The organism is Pseudomonas sp. Leaf59 (assembly GCF_920984685.1).
In the GTDB taxonomy this organism is placed as follows: Bacteria; Pseudomonadota; Gammaproteobacteria; order Pseudomonadales; family Pseudomonadaceae; genus Aquipseudomonas.
This window is the reverse complement of sequence record NZ_CAKLBR010000009.1, coordinates 79306-97322: the sequence shown is the minus strand read 5'-3', so window position 1 is coordinate 97322 and position 18017 is coordinate 79306. Positions and strand designations below refer to the sequence as shown.

16 protein-coding genes, 1 tRNA gene and 1 pseudogene are annotated in these 18017 nt (G+C 60.4%); 12 read left to right on the top strand and 6 right to left on the bottom strand.

The window, feature by feature from the left end:
* Positions 1-172 precede the first annotated feature (172 nt).
* The 4 genes from LUB09_RS12230 (at position 173) to LUB09_RS12215 (ending at position 5285) form a co-directional block, all read left to right on the top strand.
* Positions 173-1525 (top strand): TolC family outer membrane protein, encoded by a 1353-nt coding sequence (locus LUB09_RS12230; RefSeq protein WP_209987392.1) that lies wholly within the window; start codon positions 173-175, stop codon positions 1523-1525.
* Positions 1526-1570: 45 nt separating this feature from the next.
* The gene (locus tag LUB09_RS12225) at positions 1571-3724 is read left to right on the top strand and encodes a type I secretion system permease/ATPase (RefSeq protein WP_209987390.1); all 2154 of its coding nucleotides are present in this window, start codon (positions 1571-1573) and stop codon (positions 3722-3724) included.
* Complete coding sequence (locus tag LUB09_RS12220) at positions 3714-5090, top strand: HlyD family type I secretion periplasmic adaptor subunit (RefSeq protein ID WP_231422687.1); 1377 nt, start codon at positions 3714-3716, stop codon at positions 5088-5090. Before LUB09_RS12225 ends, LUB09_RS12220 begins: the two co-directional genes overlap by 11 nt.
* A 119-nt stretch (positions 5091-5209) precedes the next feature.
* A tRNA-Thr gene (locus LUB09_RS12215) sits at positions 5210-5285 on the top strand.
* A gap of 104 nt (positions 5286-5389) precedes the next feature.
* On the opposite strand, the gene LUB09_RS12210 is transcribed toward LUB09_RS12215, so the two are convergent.
* From LUB09_RS12210 to LUB09_RS24060, 3 genes and pseudogenes are all read right to left on the bottom strand, one after another.
* Positions 5390-5938 (bottom strand): hypothetical protein, encoded by a 549-nt coding sequence (locus LUB09_RS12210; protein ID WP_231422686.1) that lies wholly within the window; start codon positions 5936-5938, stop codon positions 5390-5392.
* Positions 5931-6476, bottom strand: coding sequence for a tyrosine-type recombinase/integrase (locus LUB09_RS12205; RefSeq protein WP_442964097.1), 546 nt, complete (start codon positions 6474-6476; stop codon positions 5931-5933). Before LUB09_RS12205 ends, LUB09_RS12210 begins: the two co-directional genes overlap by 8 nt.
* A pseudogene (locus LUB09_RS24060) lies at positions 6474-6686 on the bottom strand (phage integrase); the annotation flags it as partial. The pseudogene LUB09_RS24060 and the gene LUB09_RS12205, both read right to left, overlap by 3 nt.
* Before the next feature lie 222 nt (positions 6687-6908).
* On the opposite strand from LUB09_RS24060, the gene LUB09_RS12200 reads away from it, so the two are divergent.
* Positions 6909-7253: a hypothetical protein gene (locus LUB09_RS12200; protein ID WP_231422684.1), complete on the top strand. Its 345-nt coding sequence runs from the start codon at positions 6909-6911 to the stop codon at positions 7251-7253.
* 143 nt (positions 7254-7396) lie between these two features.
* Here the strand turns inward: LUB09_RS12200 and LUB09_RS12195 are convergent, their stop codons facing one another.
* From LUB09_RS12195 to aguA, 3 genes are all read right to left on the bottom strand, one after another.
* On the bottom strand, positions 7397-8698 hold the full coding sequence (locus LUB09_RS12195) for an OprD family porin (protein WP_209987352.1): 1302 nt from the start codon (positions 8696-8698) through the stop codon (positions 7397-7399).
* A gap of 378 nt (positions 8699-9076) precedes the next feature.
* Positions 9077-9280, bottom strand: a complete 204-nt coding sequence (locus tag LUB09_RS12190; protein ID WP_209987349.1) for a hypothetical protein — start codon at positions 9278-9280, stop codon at positions 9077-9079.
* 234 nt (positions 9281-9514) lie between these two features.
* A complete protein-coding gene (gene aguA / locus LUB09_RS12185; protein WP_231422683.1) occupies positions 9515-10621 on the bottom strand; it encodes an agmatine deiminase in 1107 nt (368 codons plus the stop codon).
* A 290-nt stretch (positions 10622-10911) separates the two neighbouring features.
* Here aguA and rfbB point away from each other — a divergent pair, with 290 nt between their 5' ends.
* Genes rfbB through LUB09_RS12150 form a run of 7 tightly spaced genes read left to right on the top strand, consistent with a single transcriptional unit; the run spans position 10912 to position 17995 of the window.
* Entirely contained in the window at positions 10912-11994 is a 1083-nt protein-coding gene (gene rfbB / locus LUB09_RS12180) for a dTDP-glucose 4,6-dehydratase (protein ID WP_209987342.1), read from the top strand.
* On the top strand, positions 11991-12866 hold the full coding sequence (gene rfbA, locus LUB09_RS12175) for a glucose-1-phosphate thymidylyltransferase RfbA (RefSeq protein WP_231422682.1): 876 nt from the start codon (positions 11991-11993) through the stop codon (positions 12864-12866). Before rfbB ends, rfbA begins: the two co-directional genes overlap by 4 nt.
* A complete protein-coding gene (gene rfbC / locus LUB09_RS12170; RefSeq protein ID WP_231422681.1) occupies positions 12863-13408 on the top strand; it encodes a dTDP-4-dehydrorhamnose 3,5-epimerase in 546 nt (181 codons plus the stop codon). The genes rfbA and rfbC overlap by 4 nt, the downstream gene beginning before the upstream one ends.
* Positions 13405-14286 carry a dTDP-4-dehydrorhamnose reductase gene (gene rfbD / locus LUB09_RS12165; protein WP_231422680.1) on the top strand — a complete coding sequence of 294 codons (882 nt, stop codon included), beginning with the start codon at positions 13405-13407 and terminating at the stop codon, positions 14284-14286. Before rfbC ends, rfbD begins: the two co-directional genes overlap by 4 nt.
* Before the next feature lie 36 nt (positions 14287-14322).
* Positions 14323-16131 (top strand): sensor histidine kinase, encoded by a 1809-nt coding sequence (locus LUB09_RS12160; RefSeq protein ID WP_231422679.1) that lies wholly within the window; start codon positions 14323-14325, stop codon positions 16129-16131.
* The gene (locus LUB09_RS12155; protein ID WP_209987328.1) at positions 16128-17513 is read left to right on the top strand and encodes a sigma-54-dependent transcriptional regulator; all 1386 of its coding nucleotides are present in this window, start codon (positions 16128-16130) and stop codon (positions 17511-17513) included. Before LUB09_RS12160 ends, LUB09_RS12155 begins: the two co-directional genes overlap by 4 nt.
* Before the next feature lie 26 nt (positions 17514-17539).
* A complete protein-coding gene (locus tag LUB09_RS12150; protein ID WP_231422678.1) occupies positions 17540-17995 on the top strand; it encodes a thioesterase domain-containing protein in 456 nt (151 codons plus the stop codon).
* Positions 17996-18017: the final 22 nt, after the last annotated feature.

The window sequence follows — 18017 nt, the reverse complement described above, 5'->3', positions numbered from 1 at the left end:
ATCCTAAACAATCCGCCCCGTAATGTCACATTGATATTTAAGCGGCCTCGCGACTTTCTGTTTGCGCCCTCCGGCGCCCAATAAAAACGGGCATTTCGAGTTGCCACTCCCATGCAATATTCCAATTTTGTTGCAGCTTTGCAGGCAACCAGATCTCCGGGGAAACATCAGAATGCGTTTGCACTTTTTCATCGCCGTGCCGTTCGCTCTCGCCGCCAGTTTCGTGCAGGCCCAAACCCTCCCTGAGGCCATGCAAAAGGCAGTGGACGTGCACCCGGAGATCCAGGCTGGCGTGAACGCGCGCATCGCTGCCGACTATCAAGTGCGAGCGGCCCAGGGCGGCTACCTGCCTAAAGTGGACTTGCTGGGCGGTTATGGCCGTGAAAGCTCCGACAACATCAACACCCGCGCCGCCAGCAACAGCCATGACTGGAAAACCCTGAACCGGGGTGAGTCGAGCATTCGCCTGCAACAGAACCTGTTCCAGGGCTTCGGCACGCAAAATGAAGTCAGCCGCCAGCAAGCCACCGCCAATTCCCGTGGCTATGCGTTGCTCAACACCACCGAGCGCACTGCCCTGACGGTCGCCCAGGTTTATCTGGATGTGCTGACCCGTCGCGAGATGGTGCAACTGGCAGAAGACAACCTGAAAAGCCACGAACGCATTTTTGACCAGATCAAACTGCGCACCAGCCGTGGCGTCGGAAGAATGGCGGACATGGACCAGGCCGAAGCCCGACTGGCTCAAGCGCGTAACAACCTGCTGACCGAGCAGACCAACCTGGAAGACGCCAAGGCCAACTACATCAGCGCCGTCGGCCAGGAGCCCGATCAACTGGAACGACCGCAAGGCTTTGTCGCCCTGATGCCGGCCAACCTTGAAGAAGCGCGCCGCCAGATGGTGGAGAGCAGCCCGGTATTGCGCTCGGCCGAATCGGACATCGCCGCCGCCGAAAAGCAGTACGAAGCCGCCAAGTCGACCTTCTACCCGCGCTTTGATGCCGAACTGCAGCGCTCGGCCAACAACAATGTCGGCGGCGAAGAAGGCCATGACAATGGCTACTCCGCCATGCTGCGCATGCAGTTCAACCTGTACTCCGGCGGCAGCAACAAGGCCGACCTGCAGTCCAAGGCCTCCCAGGCGTCCCAGGCGCTGGATATCCGCAACAACGCCCTGCGCGAGTTGAACCAGGAATTGAGCCTGGCGTGGAACGCCTACAACAATGCCACGGCGCAGGTGCCGATCGCCCAGGAGTACGTGGACCGCAGCACCCGCGTGCGCACCTCTTACCAGCAGCAGTTCAGCCTCGGTGAGCGTACACTGCTCGACCTGCTCGACAGCGAGAACGAACTGTTCACCGCGTCGCAGCGTCTGGCGCAGATCAAGAACCTGCAGTTGTACACGCAATACCGCATCAAGGCCGACATGGGCCAACTGCTGAGAAGCCAGGGCATCGTCGCCCCGCTGGCCTCGGTCGTGCAAAACGAAGTCAAAACGAAAGTGAACCTGCCAGGGATGAACTGATTTTTTACGGAGTTGGAGCACTCAACGCATTAAGAGAGAGTCAGCTTGAATTCTGATATCGATGTGGCGCAGCTCAACCATGACCCGCGCAGTCAGCACGACGATCCTTTACTGGATGGTCTGCTGACCCTCTGTTCCCTGCATTACAAACCCGCCAGCCGGGCCATGCTGACCACCGGCCTGCCCCTGGCCGCGCAACGCCTGAGCGCCGAGCTGCTGCCACGCGCAGCCGCCCGCGCAGGTTTGCAGGGGCGGTTGCTGCAACGCAAGCTGGAACAGATTCCGACGATTGCCCTGCCGGCCATGCTGCTGCTCAAGGAGGGGCGCAGTGCGGTGCTGCTGGGCTGGGACGGGGACACGGCGCGCCTGCTGCTGAGCGAAAGCGACGGCGGTGAGGTTCATGTCAGCCGTGAGCTGTTGAGCCAGGACTACAGCGGCCGGGTGTTCTTCGCTCAGCCACAGCACAAGTTCGATGTCACCAACGGCACGCTGATCCCGCGTGCGCGCTCGTGGTTTCGTGACACGCTAAAACGCTCACGCTGGCTGTACGCCGACGCCATCGCCGCGAGCCTGGTGATCAACCTGATCGCCCTGGCCGCGCCGCTGTTCGTGATGAACGTGTACGACCGCGTGGTGCCGAACCAGGCCACCGCCACCCTGTGGGTACTGGCCATCGGTATCTGTGGCGCCTACTTGTTCGACCTGTTGCTCAAGAGCCTGCGCAGTTTGTGCCTGGACCTGGCGGGCAAGAAAACCGACCTGATCATTTCCGCGACGCTGTTCGAGCGCATCGTGGGCATGGCGATGAAAGTGCGTCCGGCACGGGTGGGCAGTTACGCGCAAAATATCCATGAGTTTCAGGGGATGCGCGACTTCCTCACGTCCCTGACCCTCACCAGCCTGATCGACCTGCCGTTTACCCTGATCATCCTGCTGGTGATCGCCCTGCTCGGCGGCCACCTGGTGTGGATCCCGATCATCGCCTTCCCGTTGGCGCTGGGTATCGGCCATATGCTGCAGAAGCCGCTGACGGCGACCCTGCAACGCACCATGGCGCTGGGCGCCGAGCGCCAGTCGAGCCTGATCGAAACCCTCGCCGGGCTCGATGCGGTGAAGGTCAACAACGCCGAGAGCGAGCGCCAGTACCAGTGGGAACAGACCATCGGCACCCTCAGCCGGCTCGAACTGCGAGTGAAAGTGCTGTCGGGCCTGGCCATGAACATCACCTTGCTGATCCAGCAAGTGGCGGGCGTGGCGATGATCATTTTCGGTGTGTACCAGATCATCGACGGCAACCTCAGCATGGGCGGCCTGGTGGCGTGCTACATGCTCAGCGGCCGCGCGCTGGGGCCGCTGGCCCAACTGTCCGGTCTGTTGACCCGTTACCAGCAGGCCAAGGTGACGATGGTGTCGGTGGACGAGATGATGGAGCTGCCGCAGGAGCGCAATTACGACGAGCGCCCGCTCAGCCGTAAAGCGCTGCAAGGCGCGATGGCGTTCCGTGAAGTCGACTTTACCTACCCGAACCAGCAGACCCTGGCGCTGCGCGGTATCAACCTGAACATCCGCCCCGGCGAGAAGATCGGCATCATCGGCCGCAGCGGCTCGGGCAAAAGCTCGCTGGCCAAACTGCTGGTCGGCCTGTATCAGCCGGACGCCGGCTCCTTGCTGGTGGACGGCGTGGACATCCGCCAGATCGACGTCAGCGAACTGCGCCACAACATCGGCTACGTGGCTCAGGACATTCAGTTGCTGGCCGGCACGCTGCGCGACAACCTGGTGTCGGGTGCGCGCTACGTCGACGATGAAATGGTCTTGCAGGCAGCCGAGCTGGCCGGCGTGCATGAGTTTGCCAGGCTGCATCCGCAAGGCTACGAGCTGCAAGTGGGCGAGCGCGGGCAAAACCTGTCCGGCGGCCAGCGCCAGAACGTTGCCCTGGCCCGTGCGCTGCTGCTCAACCCGCCGATTTTGTTGCTGGACGAGCCGACCAGCGCCATGGACAACACCGGCGAAGAGCGCCTCAAGCAGCGCCTGCAGTCGGTGATCGAAAACAAGACGGTGATTCTCGTCACCCACCGTGCTTCGCTGCTGAGCCTGGTCGACCGTCTGCTGGTGATCGACCGCGGGCAGATCCTCGCGGACGGCCCGAAAGCGGCCGTTATGGAAGCGCTGAAAAAGGGGCAGATCAGTGTCGCTTAAATCCGGACCACGTCGCCTCAAAGACGTCATCGTCGGTTATTTCAGAGGCACCGACTCCCTCGACGACCAGCCCTTGCCCGAAGTGGAAAAAGCCCTGGTCGACGACGCACCGCGCATCGTGCGCCTGACCATCTGGGGCGTGATCGGCTTCTTCGTATTCCTCGTGCTGTGGGCGCACTTCGCGATCATCGATGAAGTGACCAAGGGCGAAGGCAAGGCCATCCCGTCATCGCGCATCCAGAAAATCCAGAACCTGGAAGGCGGCATCGTCGCGCAGATCTACGTGCACGAAGGCCAGATAGTCGAACCCGGCGCGCCGCTGGTGCGCCTGGACGACACGCGCTTTGCCTCCAACGTCGGCGAAACCGAAGCCGACCGCGTGGCCATGGAGCTGCGCGTGGAGCGCCTGAGCGCGGAAGTGGAAAACCGCCCACTGAACATCACCGAAGATGCCCGCAAGGCCGTGCCCAACCAGGCCTCGAACGAAGAGTCGCTGTACCTGAGCCGGCGCCAGCAACTGGCCGACGAGATTGGCGGGCTGCAACAGCAATTGCTGCAGCGTCAGCAGGAGCTGCGTGAATTCAGCTCCAAGCAGGAGCAGTACCGCAACAGCCTGAGCCTGCTGCGCCAGGAGATCGGCATGTCCGAACCGCTGGTGCAGCAGGGTGCTATTTCGCCAGTGGAAGTGCTGCGCTTAAAACGTTCGGAAGTTGAAACCCGTGGCATGCTCGACGGCACCACCCTGGCCATCCCGCGTGCCCAGGCAGCCATCAACGAAGTGCAGCAGAAGATCAACGAAACCCGCGGCAAATTCCGCAGCGAAGCCCTGGCCCAGCTCAACGAAGCACGCACCAACCTGAGCAAGGCCCAGGCCACCTCCAAAGGCCTGGAAGACCGCGTGAGCCGCACCATGGTCACCTCGCCGGTGCGCGGCATCGTCAAGCAGATGCTGGTGAACACCGTGGGCGGCGTGATCCAGCCCGGCAGCGACATCGCCGAAGTGGTGCCTCTGGACGACACCCTGCTGGTGGAAGCACGCATCCGCCCGCAGGATATTGCCTTCCTGCACCCGGGCCAGGAAGCCATGATCAAGTTCACCGCCTACGACTACACCATCTACGGCGGCCTCAAAGGCAAACTCGAACAGATCGGCGCCGACACCGTGCAGGATGAAGAGAAGAAAAACACCTTCTACGTCATCAAACTGCGCACCGAACGCAGCCACCTGGGCACCGATGAGAAACCGCTGCTGATCATCCCGGGCATGGTGGCGTCGGTGGACATCATTACCGGCAAGAAAAGCGTGCTGAGCTACCTGCTCAAGCCGATCATCAAGTCACGGGCCGAGGCATTGCACGAGCGTTGATGGCTTTGGATTTACGCGGTGTGCGTAGGGAATTGGAGAAAACTGAGGATTTCGCAAAAATAGTCAGTTTTCAGGGGTTTACAGGATCTCGCCAATCGCTATAATCGTCGCCCTAACACGCCGGTATAGCTCAGTTGGTAGAGCAACTGACTTGTAATCAGTAGGTCCCGGGTTCGACTCCTGGTGCCGGCACCATATCTCAAAGCCCCGCAATGCGGGGCTTTGTGGTTTCTGGGGTTTGGAAAAAGCTGGAAATCCGATTAGCTGCTTTCGTCAAAACGTCCACAAAACGTCCACACTCAATTCTTGGACCACCTCTTCAAGCGTTGCCAGGCCGACAACGGCCGCTTGGTAAGCTGCGTTCCAATCTCAATCGCCGCCTCTAGAATTCCGGCGGTTTCTCCATACGACTCGTGATCGACACATCCTATGGCCAAGACGCCACCGGTTGTAACGTCTGCTCGAACGCTATCTGCGAACTGATGGAAACGTACAATCTGAGTAGCCTCAACGGTAGAGAGCGCACCAAGCCGAGCAAGATTCGCCTGATAAACGCGGTTGTAATTTCCTGCCGCTGGAAGCTCAAACCCGTACTGCTCGGTGTTGATCAATTTCAATTGATCCTGAGTGAGCGACATCAGATACGCCTCTTTCGCTCTGAGATCCCTGACATAGTTGCGACGTTCCACCATCTCAAGCAAAGCTGCGACCTCAGCTAGAAGTGAAGCTCTAACACTCTCCCTCTCCCGCTTCCCCTGCTTGTACCAAAGCAGCAGCGGCCCACACGCCGCTGTGCCGCCTGTAACAAGTGCTACAAATACAGTGGTCCAGTTGGTTCCCTCAAACATCGCGCTTCACCCCGCTAGTCTCGACTTTCGATAATGGGTTCAAGCTGACCACCTCCGCCAAATGCCCCGGACTAAAATGCGCATACTTCATCGTCATAGCCAATGACCCATGCCCCAGAACCCGCTGCAACGTCAGAATGTCGCCCCCATTCATCATGTAATGGCTGGCAAACGTATGCCGTAGCACATGCGTCAACTGCCCTGCCGGCAGATCCAACTTCACCGCATCCACCGACGCCTCAAACTTCTTGTAGCAATCCCCGAAAGGCAGCTCCGTCTTGATCTGCTTTTGCAGGTCCTCAGAAATCGGCACCGTGCGATTCTTCGACGACTTGGTTCTCGCAAAATGAATACGCCCACCCCGCACCTGGCGGCTCGTCAGCCCTTCGGCCTCAGACCACCGAGCGCCAGTGGCCAGACAAATTCGGGCAACAACACCCGTCGCAGCATCTCGCGCATCCAAGTCGGCCAATAAAGGCCCGATCTGCTCCGCCTCAAGGTAGGCCATCTCCGTTTCATCAAACTTCAGAGCCCGCACCTTGCCGACGGGATTGTCCCCCTCCCACTCGCCCAAGCGTTCCAACTCGTTGAACAGCGCTCGTAGATAGGCCAGTTCATGATTCACGGTGTTTGCGCTGACTGGCTTGGCGTCCTCGCCCTTCTTGCGACCACTACCGATGGAGACTCCGCAGAACTTCCCAGCAAGACGTTCAGCCCGGTAGGTGGTGAAGTGGCTGGTCGTTAAATCGGCGGCGCAAGGATAATGGCATCACTTTTAGCATCCATTTTTTAAACCCGGTCATTTCAGAACGATTACGCCTAATAAATTAAATGATCACCGAGACTCCAACATAAGCACAAAGACGCCACGTTGAACTAAACTCACGCCTCTTATACTCAACAGAGTACTCATTAAACACCGCGCACCCTTAACACAATCGGCACACCATTAACTCAGGCAAACCAAACCATGAACCAAACCCCCGAAAACGCAAAGCGTCCAATATCCATTACGATTATCTGCGTACTGGGAATGCTGAGCGTACTTATCTCAATCGCTCTTATTTTTTCGAACGTTACCCAACAGATCGGCCCATGGTTTGCACCCTACCTGGGCTTCTGCTCTGTCGTTGGACTTGCGTGTTTTATTGGCCTATGGAAAATGAAAAAGTGGGCCGTCTATACCTACACAGGTTTTTTTCTACTCAATCAGACAGTGATGATTGCGATGGGAATATGGACGGTCATGACCATAGTGAGCCCAGCGATAGTCATCTTCTTCGCGCTTAAGCATGTTTCGAAGATGTCCGCATAACCCCACGTCGGGGCACGAGCCAGAAATTACGCTTTCACACCGGGTAATCAGCAAACCGCCCCAGCGTGCAGACAACAGCCATAAAAAACCCCGAACCAGTCGGGGGTTTTTATCGCCTTGAATCAAGCACTACGCCCAATCAATCAGAAAACATTGATCGGGTAATCAGCAAACAACCGGATTTCATTACCGCCCACGTTGTACTGATCGGCGTTGTTCGACACCCGCAACCAGGACGCACGCGCACGCAGGCTGAGGTCTTTGGCCGGGCCGCTCTGGACCACGTACTTGAACTGGTTCCAGATCTCGCGCTCGGTGCCATCGCCACGGCCAGTGCCGTCGTCGATGTTGGTACCGCGCACGTAGGCAACGTTGTAGGTCAGGCCCGGCACACCAAAGGTGGTGAAGTCGATACCGTAGCCGACTTGCCACGAGCGCTCGTCCTTGCCGTTGAAGTCTGACCAGTAGGAGTTGGCCAGCAGGATGGTGTTGCCGCCATCGCCGATGCCGCCTGCGTTGCGATAACCGCCGTACAGGTAGCCGGTGTCGCCGGTGCTGCGCTGGTGAGCGACGGTGAAGCTGTGCGCGCCAACGGCCCAGGTCGCGCCCAGGCTCCAGATCTTGTTGTCGCGGGCGTCAGCGTCTTTCTGGTTTTCCAGGGCGAAGCTGCGGTCCAGCTTGGTTTTGTAGCCGTTGAAGTCAAAGGTCAGCGACTGCTTCTCTGGCAGGGCCAGCACGTAGTTGACGTTGACGTATTGCTTCTTCAGCACGTCCTGCATGTGGGACGCATACAGCGCGGCCGACAGGCTTTCGGTGAATTTGTAGCTGCCACCGATATAGTCGATGTTCTTGAGGCGGCCACTGTCGGTGCCTTCGGCACTCTTGCGCGCTTCCTTGGTGAAGTGACCGGCGTCCAGTTGCAGGCCGGCAATTTCTTTGGAAACGATCGAGGTACCGGTGTAGGTTTCCGACAACAGGCGCGAATTGTCGTACTGCAATACCGGCACGGCCGGGAACTGGTCCCCGTACTTAAGCACGGTGTTGGACACACGGAATTTCACCGCCGCGCCGCCCTTGGCCAGGTCGTGGGGTGCGGAGCCCGGGTTATCGGTGGTGCCGTTACCCTGTTTGAAGAAGTCGATACCGCCGGCGCCGGCGCGACCTTTACCGCCATCCAGACGAATGGCGTACTGGCCGATCACGTCCACCCCCACACCCACGGTGCCTTGGGTGAAGCCCGATTCCAGCTTGCCGATAAAGCCCTGGCCCCATTCGGCTTTGTCCTGCTTGCCGTTTTTATAGTCACGGCTGATGTAGGCGTTACGTGCGGCGATGTTCAGGTGGCTGTCTTCGACAAAACCCTTGGATTGCTCCTGGTCGTTTGCCATGGCTGCCGATGCGCTCAAAATCCCCAGAGCGATCAGACTCATCCGTTGCTTCAACATTTTTTATATTCCTTATTACCGTTTGAGTACGCGCTGTGACACCAGGCCCCGTATCGCTTTTTCTGGTGTCGACTTTGTTCCAAAAAAAGAAGGCCCGCGGACGACTGAACTGCCGCGGGCCTTTTTTTATTGGATGAGTCATGGCGGTTAGCCACAGGCGTTGGGCGCAATCCTAGTCGCGCGTTGAACTTTGTGTCAATTTCGTGAATGTTCTGAGTTCAGACGAAAAGATTCTAAATCGCGGACTTTGAGCCACCACCCTTCAAATCTGAGAGGGGGCTTGCTCCCGATAGCGGGGCGTCAGTTACAAACAAGCCAACTGAGCCACCGCAATCGGGAGCAAGCCCCCTCCCACATTTTTTTGATCCTGGTGTTTCTTCAGTTACGTGCCAGCTCGCACAGCGCCTTCATCTCGTCCTCGCTGAATAGCCCCGCCGGGTAGCGGTCATTCATCAGGCTACGCAGGTCGGGCTGGCGCGAGTCGTTTGCCTTCAACCACTGTGCCAGCGCATGAATTGCATCGCTATTCACCCGCGCCGGGTGATGCGTAAACGTCTTGATCGAATTGCTCTCGGCATTCATTTCTACGCTCTCCCTACTGCGTGAGCGGCTAACTTACTCAAGGTTTATGACAGAACAGCACCGTCATCCACCTTGAGCCACCGTTACAACCGCGATACAAGAGCTATGCCAATGTCCCCGGCGCACAGGCATCCAGACACAAAAAAGCCCGAGACCCTGCCAGGTCGCGGGCTTGCTGAAACGCTGCGAAAACATGGCTTCAAGCCACTACTCGCAACGCTGTTACAACTGCACTCAGTTTTTGTGCGGAGCCGGTTGCTGTTGGGTCAGACAGTGGATATTACCGCCGCCCAGTAACAGTTCACGCCCCGGTACCATCACCACTTCGTGCTGCGGGAACAGGCCCTGAAGAATGTCCCTGGCCTGGCTGTCCAGCGGGTCGTCGAAGCTGGGGGCGATGATGCCGCCGTTGACGATCAGGAAGTTCACGTAGGAGCCGGCCAACCGCACGCTCGGGTTGCGTTCCTGGCTGCCATCCACCGGATCCACACCGGCGCACTCTTCCTCGGTGGCATACAGCGGCCCCGGAATCGGCATTTTGTGCACGATAAACGCGCGGCCCTTGGCGTCAGTGCTGCTTTGCAGCACATCCATGGCGGCATGGCAGCGTGCGTAGTTGGGGTCTTGCGGGTCATCGGTCCAGGCCAGCAACACTTCACCTGGGCGTACGTAGCAGCAAAAGTTATCCACATGGCCGTCGGTTTCGTCGTTGAACAGGCCGTCCGGCAGCCAGATGATCTTGTCCACAGCCAGGTGATCGCTGAGCACCGCCTCGATCGCCGCGCGGTCGAGGTGCGGATTGCGATTGCGGTTCAGCAGGCATTCTTCGGTGGTAACCAGCGTGCCTTCGCCGTCGACGTGAATGGAGCCGCCTTCCAGCACGAAGCCTTCGGTGCGGTAACGGGACGTGCGCTCGATCTCGAGAATCTTGCCGCCCACCTGCGCGTCGCGGTTCCACGGCGCATACAGACCGCCGTCAAACCCGCCCCAGGCATTGAAATCCCAGTTCACGCCGCGCACTTCGCCACTGTCATTAATGACAAATGTAGGGCCGGTGTCGCGAACCCAGGCGTCGTCGCTGGACATTTCCACCACACGAATATTCGGCACATCCAGGCGGGCGCGGGCGTTTTCGTACTGGCCGGCAGACACGGCCACCGTCACCGGCTCAAACCGTGCGATAGCCTTGGCCACGGCCACGTGAGCCGCCTGCACCGGCTTGCCACCCAGGCGCCAGTTGTCCGGGCGTTCGGGCCAGATCATCCAGGTCTGGGTCTGTGGCGCCCATTCGGCGGGCATATGGAAGCCATCGGCGCGAGGTGTGCTGTGCAGGGTGGTCATGGCGATCATGGCTCCGAATGGGGTGAAGGGCGACTTTATAACGGATAAAAATCGGCTTTAACAGAAATCAAAGAGGGTAGACGAAAAATATGACGGAAAATAACCGATAACAATCGGGATCAACGTGGCAAGCAGTACTTTGACGACCCCGGCATTTTCAGGCATGTATATCGCCATTGTTGAGGGGGGTAAGGCAACCCCTGTGCGCACGTCGCGCTTGCGCCACCTGACGCCACCACTCAAGCTATGCTTCATCCGCTTAATGTCCGTCTAAGGAAAAGGCCCCCGACATGCGCATTCTCGTTACCGGCGGCGCCGGTTTTATTGGCTCCGCCCTGATTCGTCACCTGATTCAACACACCGAGCACGAAGTGCTCAACCTGGACAAACTCACCTACGCCGGCAACCTGGAGTCGCTGACCAGCATCGCCTCCAACAGCCGCTATGAGTTCGTGCAGGCCGATATCGTCGATCAGGACGCCGTCAGCGCGGTGCTGGCGCGTTTCGAGCCGCAGGCCATCATGCACCTGGCGGCCGAGTCCCATGTCGACCGCTCGATTGACGGCCCGTCGGATTTCATCCAGACCAACATCGTCGGCACCTACAGTCTGCTGGAAGCCACCCGCGCCTACTGGCAGAAGCTGGCGGAGCCTGCCAGGAGCGCATTCCGTTTCCATCACATTTCCACCGATGAAGTGTATGGCGACCTGCACGGCGTGGACGACCTGTTCACCGAAACCACGCCCTACGCCCCAAGCTCGCCCTATTCGGCCAGCAAGGCCGCGTCCGACCACCTGGTTCGCGCCTGGCAGCGCACCTACGGCCTGCCGGTGCTGCTGACCAACTGCTCGAACAACTACGGGCCGTTCCACTTCCCCGAAAAACTGATCCCGCTGGTGATTCTCAACGCCCTCGCAGGCAAGCCATTGCCGGTGTATGGCGACGGGTTGCAGGTTCGCGACTGGCTGTTCGTTGAAGATCACGCCCGCGCGCTGCTCAAAGTGGTGACCGAAGGCGTGGTAGGCGAGACCTACAACATCGGCGGACACAACGAGCAAAAGAACATCGACGTGGTTCGCGGCATCTGCGGCCTGCTCGAAGAACTGGCGCCACAGCGCCCGGCCGGCGTAGAGCAATTCACCGACCTGATCACCTTCGTCAAGGATCGCCCCGGCCACGACCAGCGCTATGCCATCGACGCCGGCAAGATCGAACGTGAACTGGGCTGGACCCCGGAAGAAACCTTTGAAACAGGGCTGCGCAAAACCGTGCAGTGGTACCTCGATAATCTGCAATGGTGCCGCAGGGTCCAGGACGGCAGTTATCAGGGTGAACGATTGGGCAACACCGACGTGAAGGATTTGATCGCATGATGAAGGGAATCGTATTGGCCGGCGGCTCCGGCACCCGTTTGCACCCGATCACGCTTGGCGTGTCCAAGCAACTGCTGCCGGTGTATGACAAGCCGATGATCTACTACCCGATCTCGGTGCTGATGCTGGCGGGGATCAAGGACATTCTGATCATCTCAACGCCGGTCGATTTGCCGCAATACCGCAACCTGCTGGGCGATGGCAGCCAGTTTGGCGTGCGCTTCACCTACGCCGAACAGCCCAAACCGGACGGTTTGGCCCAGGCGTTCATCATCGGCGAAGAATTCATCGGCAAAGACCCGGTTTGCCTGATCCTGGGCGACAACATCTTCCACGGCCAGCATTTCGGTGAGCAACTGCGTGCGGCTGCCGAGCGTCCGTCCGGCGCTACCGTGTTCGGCTATTGGGTCAAGGACCCGGAGCGTTTCGGCGTGATTGACTTCGACAAGGAAGGCCGCGCCCTGTCCATCGAAGAGAAACCGGCCAAACCCAAGTCGTCTTACGCGGTGACTGGCCTGTATTTCTATGACAACGACGTGATCGAGATCGCCAAGGCTGTCGAGCTTTCTCCACGTGGAGAGCTGGAAATTACCGACGTCAACAACGCTTACCTCAAGCGTGGCGATCTGCATGTTGAGCGCTTTGGCCGTGGCTTTGCCTGGCTGGACACCGGCACCCACGACAGCCTGCTTGAGGCTTCGACATACGTGCAGACCATCGAGCACCGTCAGGGCCTAAAAGTGGCGTGCCTCGAAGAAATCGCATACGACAACGGCTGGATCAGTCGTGATTATTTGCTTGAGCGCGCAAAATACTTTGGCAAAACCGGCTATGGTCAATACTTGTACAAACTCGCCGGGGACAATGAATGAATGTGACCGCTACTGAGCTGCCGGGTGTATTGATCATCGAGCCCAAGGTTTTTGGCGATGAGCGCGGTTTCTTTTACGAAAGTTTCAATGCGCGCGACTTCGCTCAAGTCGCAGGACTGGAACAGCAATTTGTGCAGGACAACCACTCGCGCTCGCAAAAAGGCGTGTTGCGCGGTCTGCACTATCAGATCGAACATGCCCAGGGGAAACTGGTGCGCGTGACGGCGGGCGAAGTGCTGGATGTGGCAGTGGATATCCGTCGCAGCTCGCCCAATTTCGGCAAGTGGGCCAGTGTGCGGTTATCAGCCGACAACAGCCGACAACTGTGGATTCCACCAGGGTTCGCCCATGGCTTTGTGGTTCTCAGCGACTACGCGGAGTTTCTGTACAAAACTACGGACTACTACACTCCGTCGGCAGAACGCTGCATTCGCTGGGACGACGCCGAGCTGGGCATCGACTGGCAAATGAGCGGTGCACCGACCTTGTCCGCCAAAGACCAGAACGGCAAAAGTCTGAAAGACGCTGACGTGTTCCCATGAGCGGCGCTCTCAAAATTCTGATCACCGGCCAGCATGGCCAGGTTACCCAGGCGCTGCAACAGCAGTTGGGGGGCCTGGGCGAACTCATCGTGTTGGGCCGCGATCAGTTGGACCTGGCTAACGCTGACCAGATCCGCCAGCAAGTCCGCGCCCACCGCCCCAACCTGATTATCAACGCAGCCGCACACACGGCCGTCGATCAGGCTGAAAGCGAGCCGGATGCGGCCTTTGCCATCAATGCCATCGCGCCCGGTGTGCTTGCCGAGGAAGCCAAGGCGCTGGGCATCCCGCTGATTCACTACTCCACTGACTACGTGTTCGACGGCAGCAAGCCTGCGCCCTACACCGAGGCGGACGCGACCAACCCGCTGGGTGTCTACGGCCAGAGCAAATTGGCTGGAGAGCAGGCAATCGCGGCCGTGGGCGGTGAGTACCTGGTGCTGCGTACCAGCTGGGTTTATTCCACCACCGGTAAAAACTTCCTGCTGACCATGCAGCGGCTGCTGCAAGAGAAACCGCACATGCGCATCGTCGCCGACCAGATCGGCGCGCCGACCTGGGCCGGGACCATCGCCAGCAGCACCCGCATGCTAGTCGAGCGCTGGCAGGCCGGCCAGGCGGGCGATTGGGGCGTGTATCACCTGACGGCACAGGGCGAAACATCGTGGTTCGGCTTTGCCCAGGCCATTGGCGAGCAGTTGCAGGCCGCCGGCAAACCCTGCGCCGAACTGGAAGGGATTCCCTCCAGCGCCTACCCGACGCCCGCCAGGCGCCCGTTGAACTCGCGCCTGGATTGCAGCCGTCTGCAGCAACAGTGGCACGTCAGCCAACCGCAGTGGCAGGATGCATTGCGCGAGTGTCTTGCCGGTCAGCACTAGGCATAATGCGCCTGTACCCACAGGCGCACGGTCCCCATGACTCCACCCCTTCCGCGAAGACCCCGCTGGCGCAGCCTGGCGCTGCTTGCGTTGTGCCTGGCACCGCTATTGTGGCCGCTGGAGCACCTCGCCGAGCGTTATTACCGCAACGAACTGGCCGGGCAGAACCGTCAGACCCTCGACCTCTACGTCGCCAACCTGCTCGGTACGCTGCATCGCTACGAGGTGCTGCCGCAGATCCTCGGCGACTTGCCAGCCTTGCGTACCGCGTTGGAGGCGCCGCAGGTCAGCACCAACCTGGTCGGCGCCAACCTGCTGCTCAAGGACGTCGCCGCCCAGGCCGGGGCGGAAGTGATGTACCTGATGGACACGTCCGGCAAGACGCTCGCCGCGTCCAACTGGGACAAACAGGACAGTTTCGTCGGACGCAACTTCTCGTTCCGCCCGTATTTCAGTGAGGCCATGGCCGGGCACCTGGGACGCTTCTTCGGCCTGGGCACCACCTCGGCCAAGCGCGGCTACTTCTTCGCCGCCGCCGTGCGCGACCACGACAAAATCATTGGCGTGCTGGTGGTCAAGGTCGACCTGGACCACACCGAAAGCCTGTGGGGCAACACCCCGGAACAACTGCTGGTGACCGACCACAATGGCGTGGTGATCCTCACGTCGCGCCCGCAATGGCGCTTTCGCGCCACGCGGCCCCTGAGCGCCGAAGAGCGCCAGGCCATCAGTGCCATTCAGCCCTACCCCACTCGCGACCCGCAGCCGCTGAGCCTCAGCAATACGGCCTGGCTGCGTCAGTCCACGGCCATCGCCGAGACCGGCTGGAACGTGGAAATCCTCGCGCCACAATCCTTGATCAACCGCCCGGTACGCACCGTGGTGGCAGTCGGCGGTGCCACGCTGCTGGTGCTGATGCTGCTGCTTGGGCTGCTGATGCAGCGCCGTCGCCATTATCTGGAGCGCATCGCCTTCGAAGCGAAGGCGCGCCGCGAGCTGGAAATGCGCGTGGTCGAGCGTACCAGCGACCTTGAAGGTCTCAACCGGCGCCTCAAACAGGAGGTGCTGGAACGCGAACACGCCCAGCAGGAACTTGTGCGCGCCCAGGATGACCTGGTGCAGGCCGGCAAGCTCTCGGCACTGGGCACCATGTCGGCGAGTATCAGCCATGAACTCAATCAGCCCCTGGCGGCGATTCGCAGCTACGCGGAAAACGCCGAAATCCTGCTTGATCATGAACGCACCAGCGATGCCCGTGGCAACCTCAAGCTGATCAGCGAACTGACCGGGCGCATGGCCTCGATCATCGCCCACTTGCGCGCGTTCGCTCGTCGCGACCGTCACGCGCCGGAGAGCGTGGCGCTGCAGCCGGCGCTCGACGACGCGTTGGCGTTGCTGGCCAAGCGGCGTCGGTCGATGGAGGTGGAGCTGATCCGCGACTTGCCGGAAGCCACCTTGTGGGTGCAGGCCGGCGAAACCCGCTTGCGCCAGGTGCTGGGCAACCTGCTGGCCAATGCCCTCGACGCCCTCACCGAAAAAGGCCCGCCGCGCAAACTGTGGCTGAGTGCCGAAACCACTGCGCAAGGCGTCAACCTGTACATCCGCGACAACGGCCCGGGCTTTTGCATGGAAGCCCTGGGCCGCGCCAGTGAGCCGTTCTATACCACCAAGACGCGTACTCAAGGGCTCGGCCTGGGCCTGGCGATCTGCGAAACCCTGATGCGTGCCTTTGGCGGCGAACTGCTGTTCGCCAACCACAGGGAAGGCGGCGCGCTGTTAACCCTGAAATTGCGCGCTGGCTCGCCGGGCGTGAGTCTGCAACCGTCCGAGGACCGCAGTGTATGAGTATCGATAACCAGATCCAGGTGGTGTTGATCGACGACGATCCACACTTGCGTCAGGCCCTGTGCCAGACCCTGGACCTGGCCGGGTTGAACGTCCTGCCCCTGGGCGAAGCCAATGGCCTCACCGCGCGCCTGTCCCGCGATTGGCCAGGCGTGGTGGTCAGCGATATCCGCATGCCCGGCATGGATGGCCTGGAGCTGCTCGCCGAATTGCACGGCCAGGACCCGGACCTGCCGGTGCTGCTAATCACCGGCCACGGCGACGTGCCGCTGGCGGTGCAGGCCATGCGCGCGGGCGCCTATGACTTCCTCGAAAAACCCTTCGCCAGCGACGCCCTGCTCGACAGTGTGCGCCGCGCCCTGGCCCTGCGCCGGCTGGTGCTGGACAACCGCAGCCTGCGCCTGGCCCTCAGTGACCGTCAGCAGTTGAGCACGCGCCTGGTCGGCCATTCGCCACAGATGCTGCGCCTGCGCGAACAGATCGGTGCCCTGGCCGCGACCCGTGCCGACGTGTTGATCCTCGGCGAAACCGGCGCCGGCAAGGAGGTTGTGGCGCGTGCGCTGCATGATCTGTCGAGCCGGCGCAGCGGGCCGTTCGTGGCGATCAACGCCGGGGCACTGGCCGAATCGGTGGTCGAAAGCGAACTGTTCGGCCACGAACCGGGCGCGTTCACTGGCGCGCAGAAACGTCGGATCGGCAAGTTCGAGTTCGCCAACGGCGGCACGCTGTTTCTGGATGAAATCGAAAGCATGAGCCTGGATGTGCAGGTCAAGCTGCTGCGCCTGTTGCAGGAGCGCGTGGTCGAGCGCCTGGGCGGCAACCAGTTGATCCCGCTGGACATCCGCATCATCGCGGCCACCAAGGAAGACCTGCGCCAGGCTGCCGACCAGGGGCGCTTTCGGGCCGACTTGTATTACCGCCTCAACGTCGCGCCGCTGCGCATTCCGCCGCTGCGCGAGCGCGGTGAGGATGCGTTGATGCTGTTCCAGCACTTTGCCGACGAGGCCAGCAGCCGCCATGGCCTGCCGCTGCACGAACTGCAACCGGGCCAACGCGCGTTGCTGTTGCGCCATAGCTGGCCAGGCAACGTGCGCGAACTGCAGAACGCCGCCGAGCGCTTCGCCCTGGGCCTGGAACTGGCGCTGGACAGCACGCCGGGCAATCCTGGCGCCAGCGTGCTGACGTCCACATCGGGCGGCTTGAGCGAACAGGTCGAGCAGTTCGAAAAAAGCCTGATCGCCGCCGAACTTACCCGCCCTCACAGTTCCCTGCGCAGCCTTGCCGAAGCGCTGGGCGTACCGCGCAAGACCTTGCACGACAAACTGCGCAAGCACGGCCTGAACTTCGCCGACAGCGCCAGCCACAGCACTGACGACGAATGACCCCGTCCACCCGCCAAGAGACTGCCATGAGCCGCGACAGCCGTTACCTGGAATCCATCCTTCATCACGACATCCCCCTCACTCGGGAAATGGGGCTCAAGGTGCTCGACTGGCAACACCACCAGCTGCAACTGCATCTTCCCTTGCAAGCCAATATCAACCACAAGAGCACCATGTTTGGCGGCAGCCTCTACTGCGGCGCCGTCCTGGCAGGCTGGGGTTGGTTGCACCTGAGACTGCGCGAACACGGCATTGAAGACGGGCACATCGTGATTCAGGAAGGGCAGATCAGTTATCCGTTGCCGGTGACGCAGGATGCCACGGTGATTTGCGCGGCGCCGGAGGAGAAGGTGTGGAAGCGTTTCGTGGCGACCTACAAACGCCATGGCCGGGCGCGGTTGACGCTGGACACATGGATTGTGAATGAGGGCAGCGAAGACCGCGCAGTGACTTTTACCGGCCAATACGTCCTGCACCGCTAGTCGCTATTACACAAAGCAAATG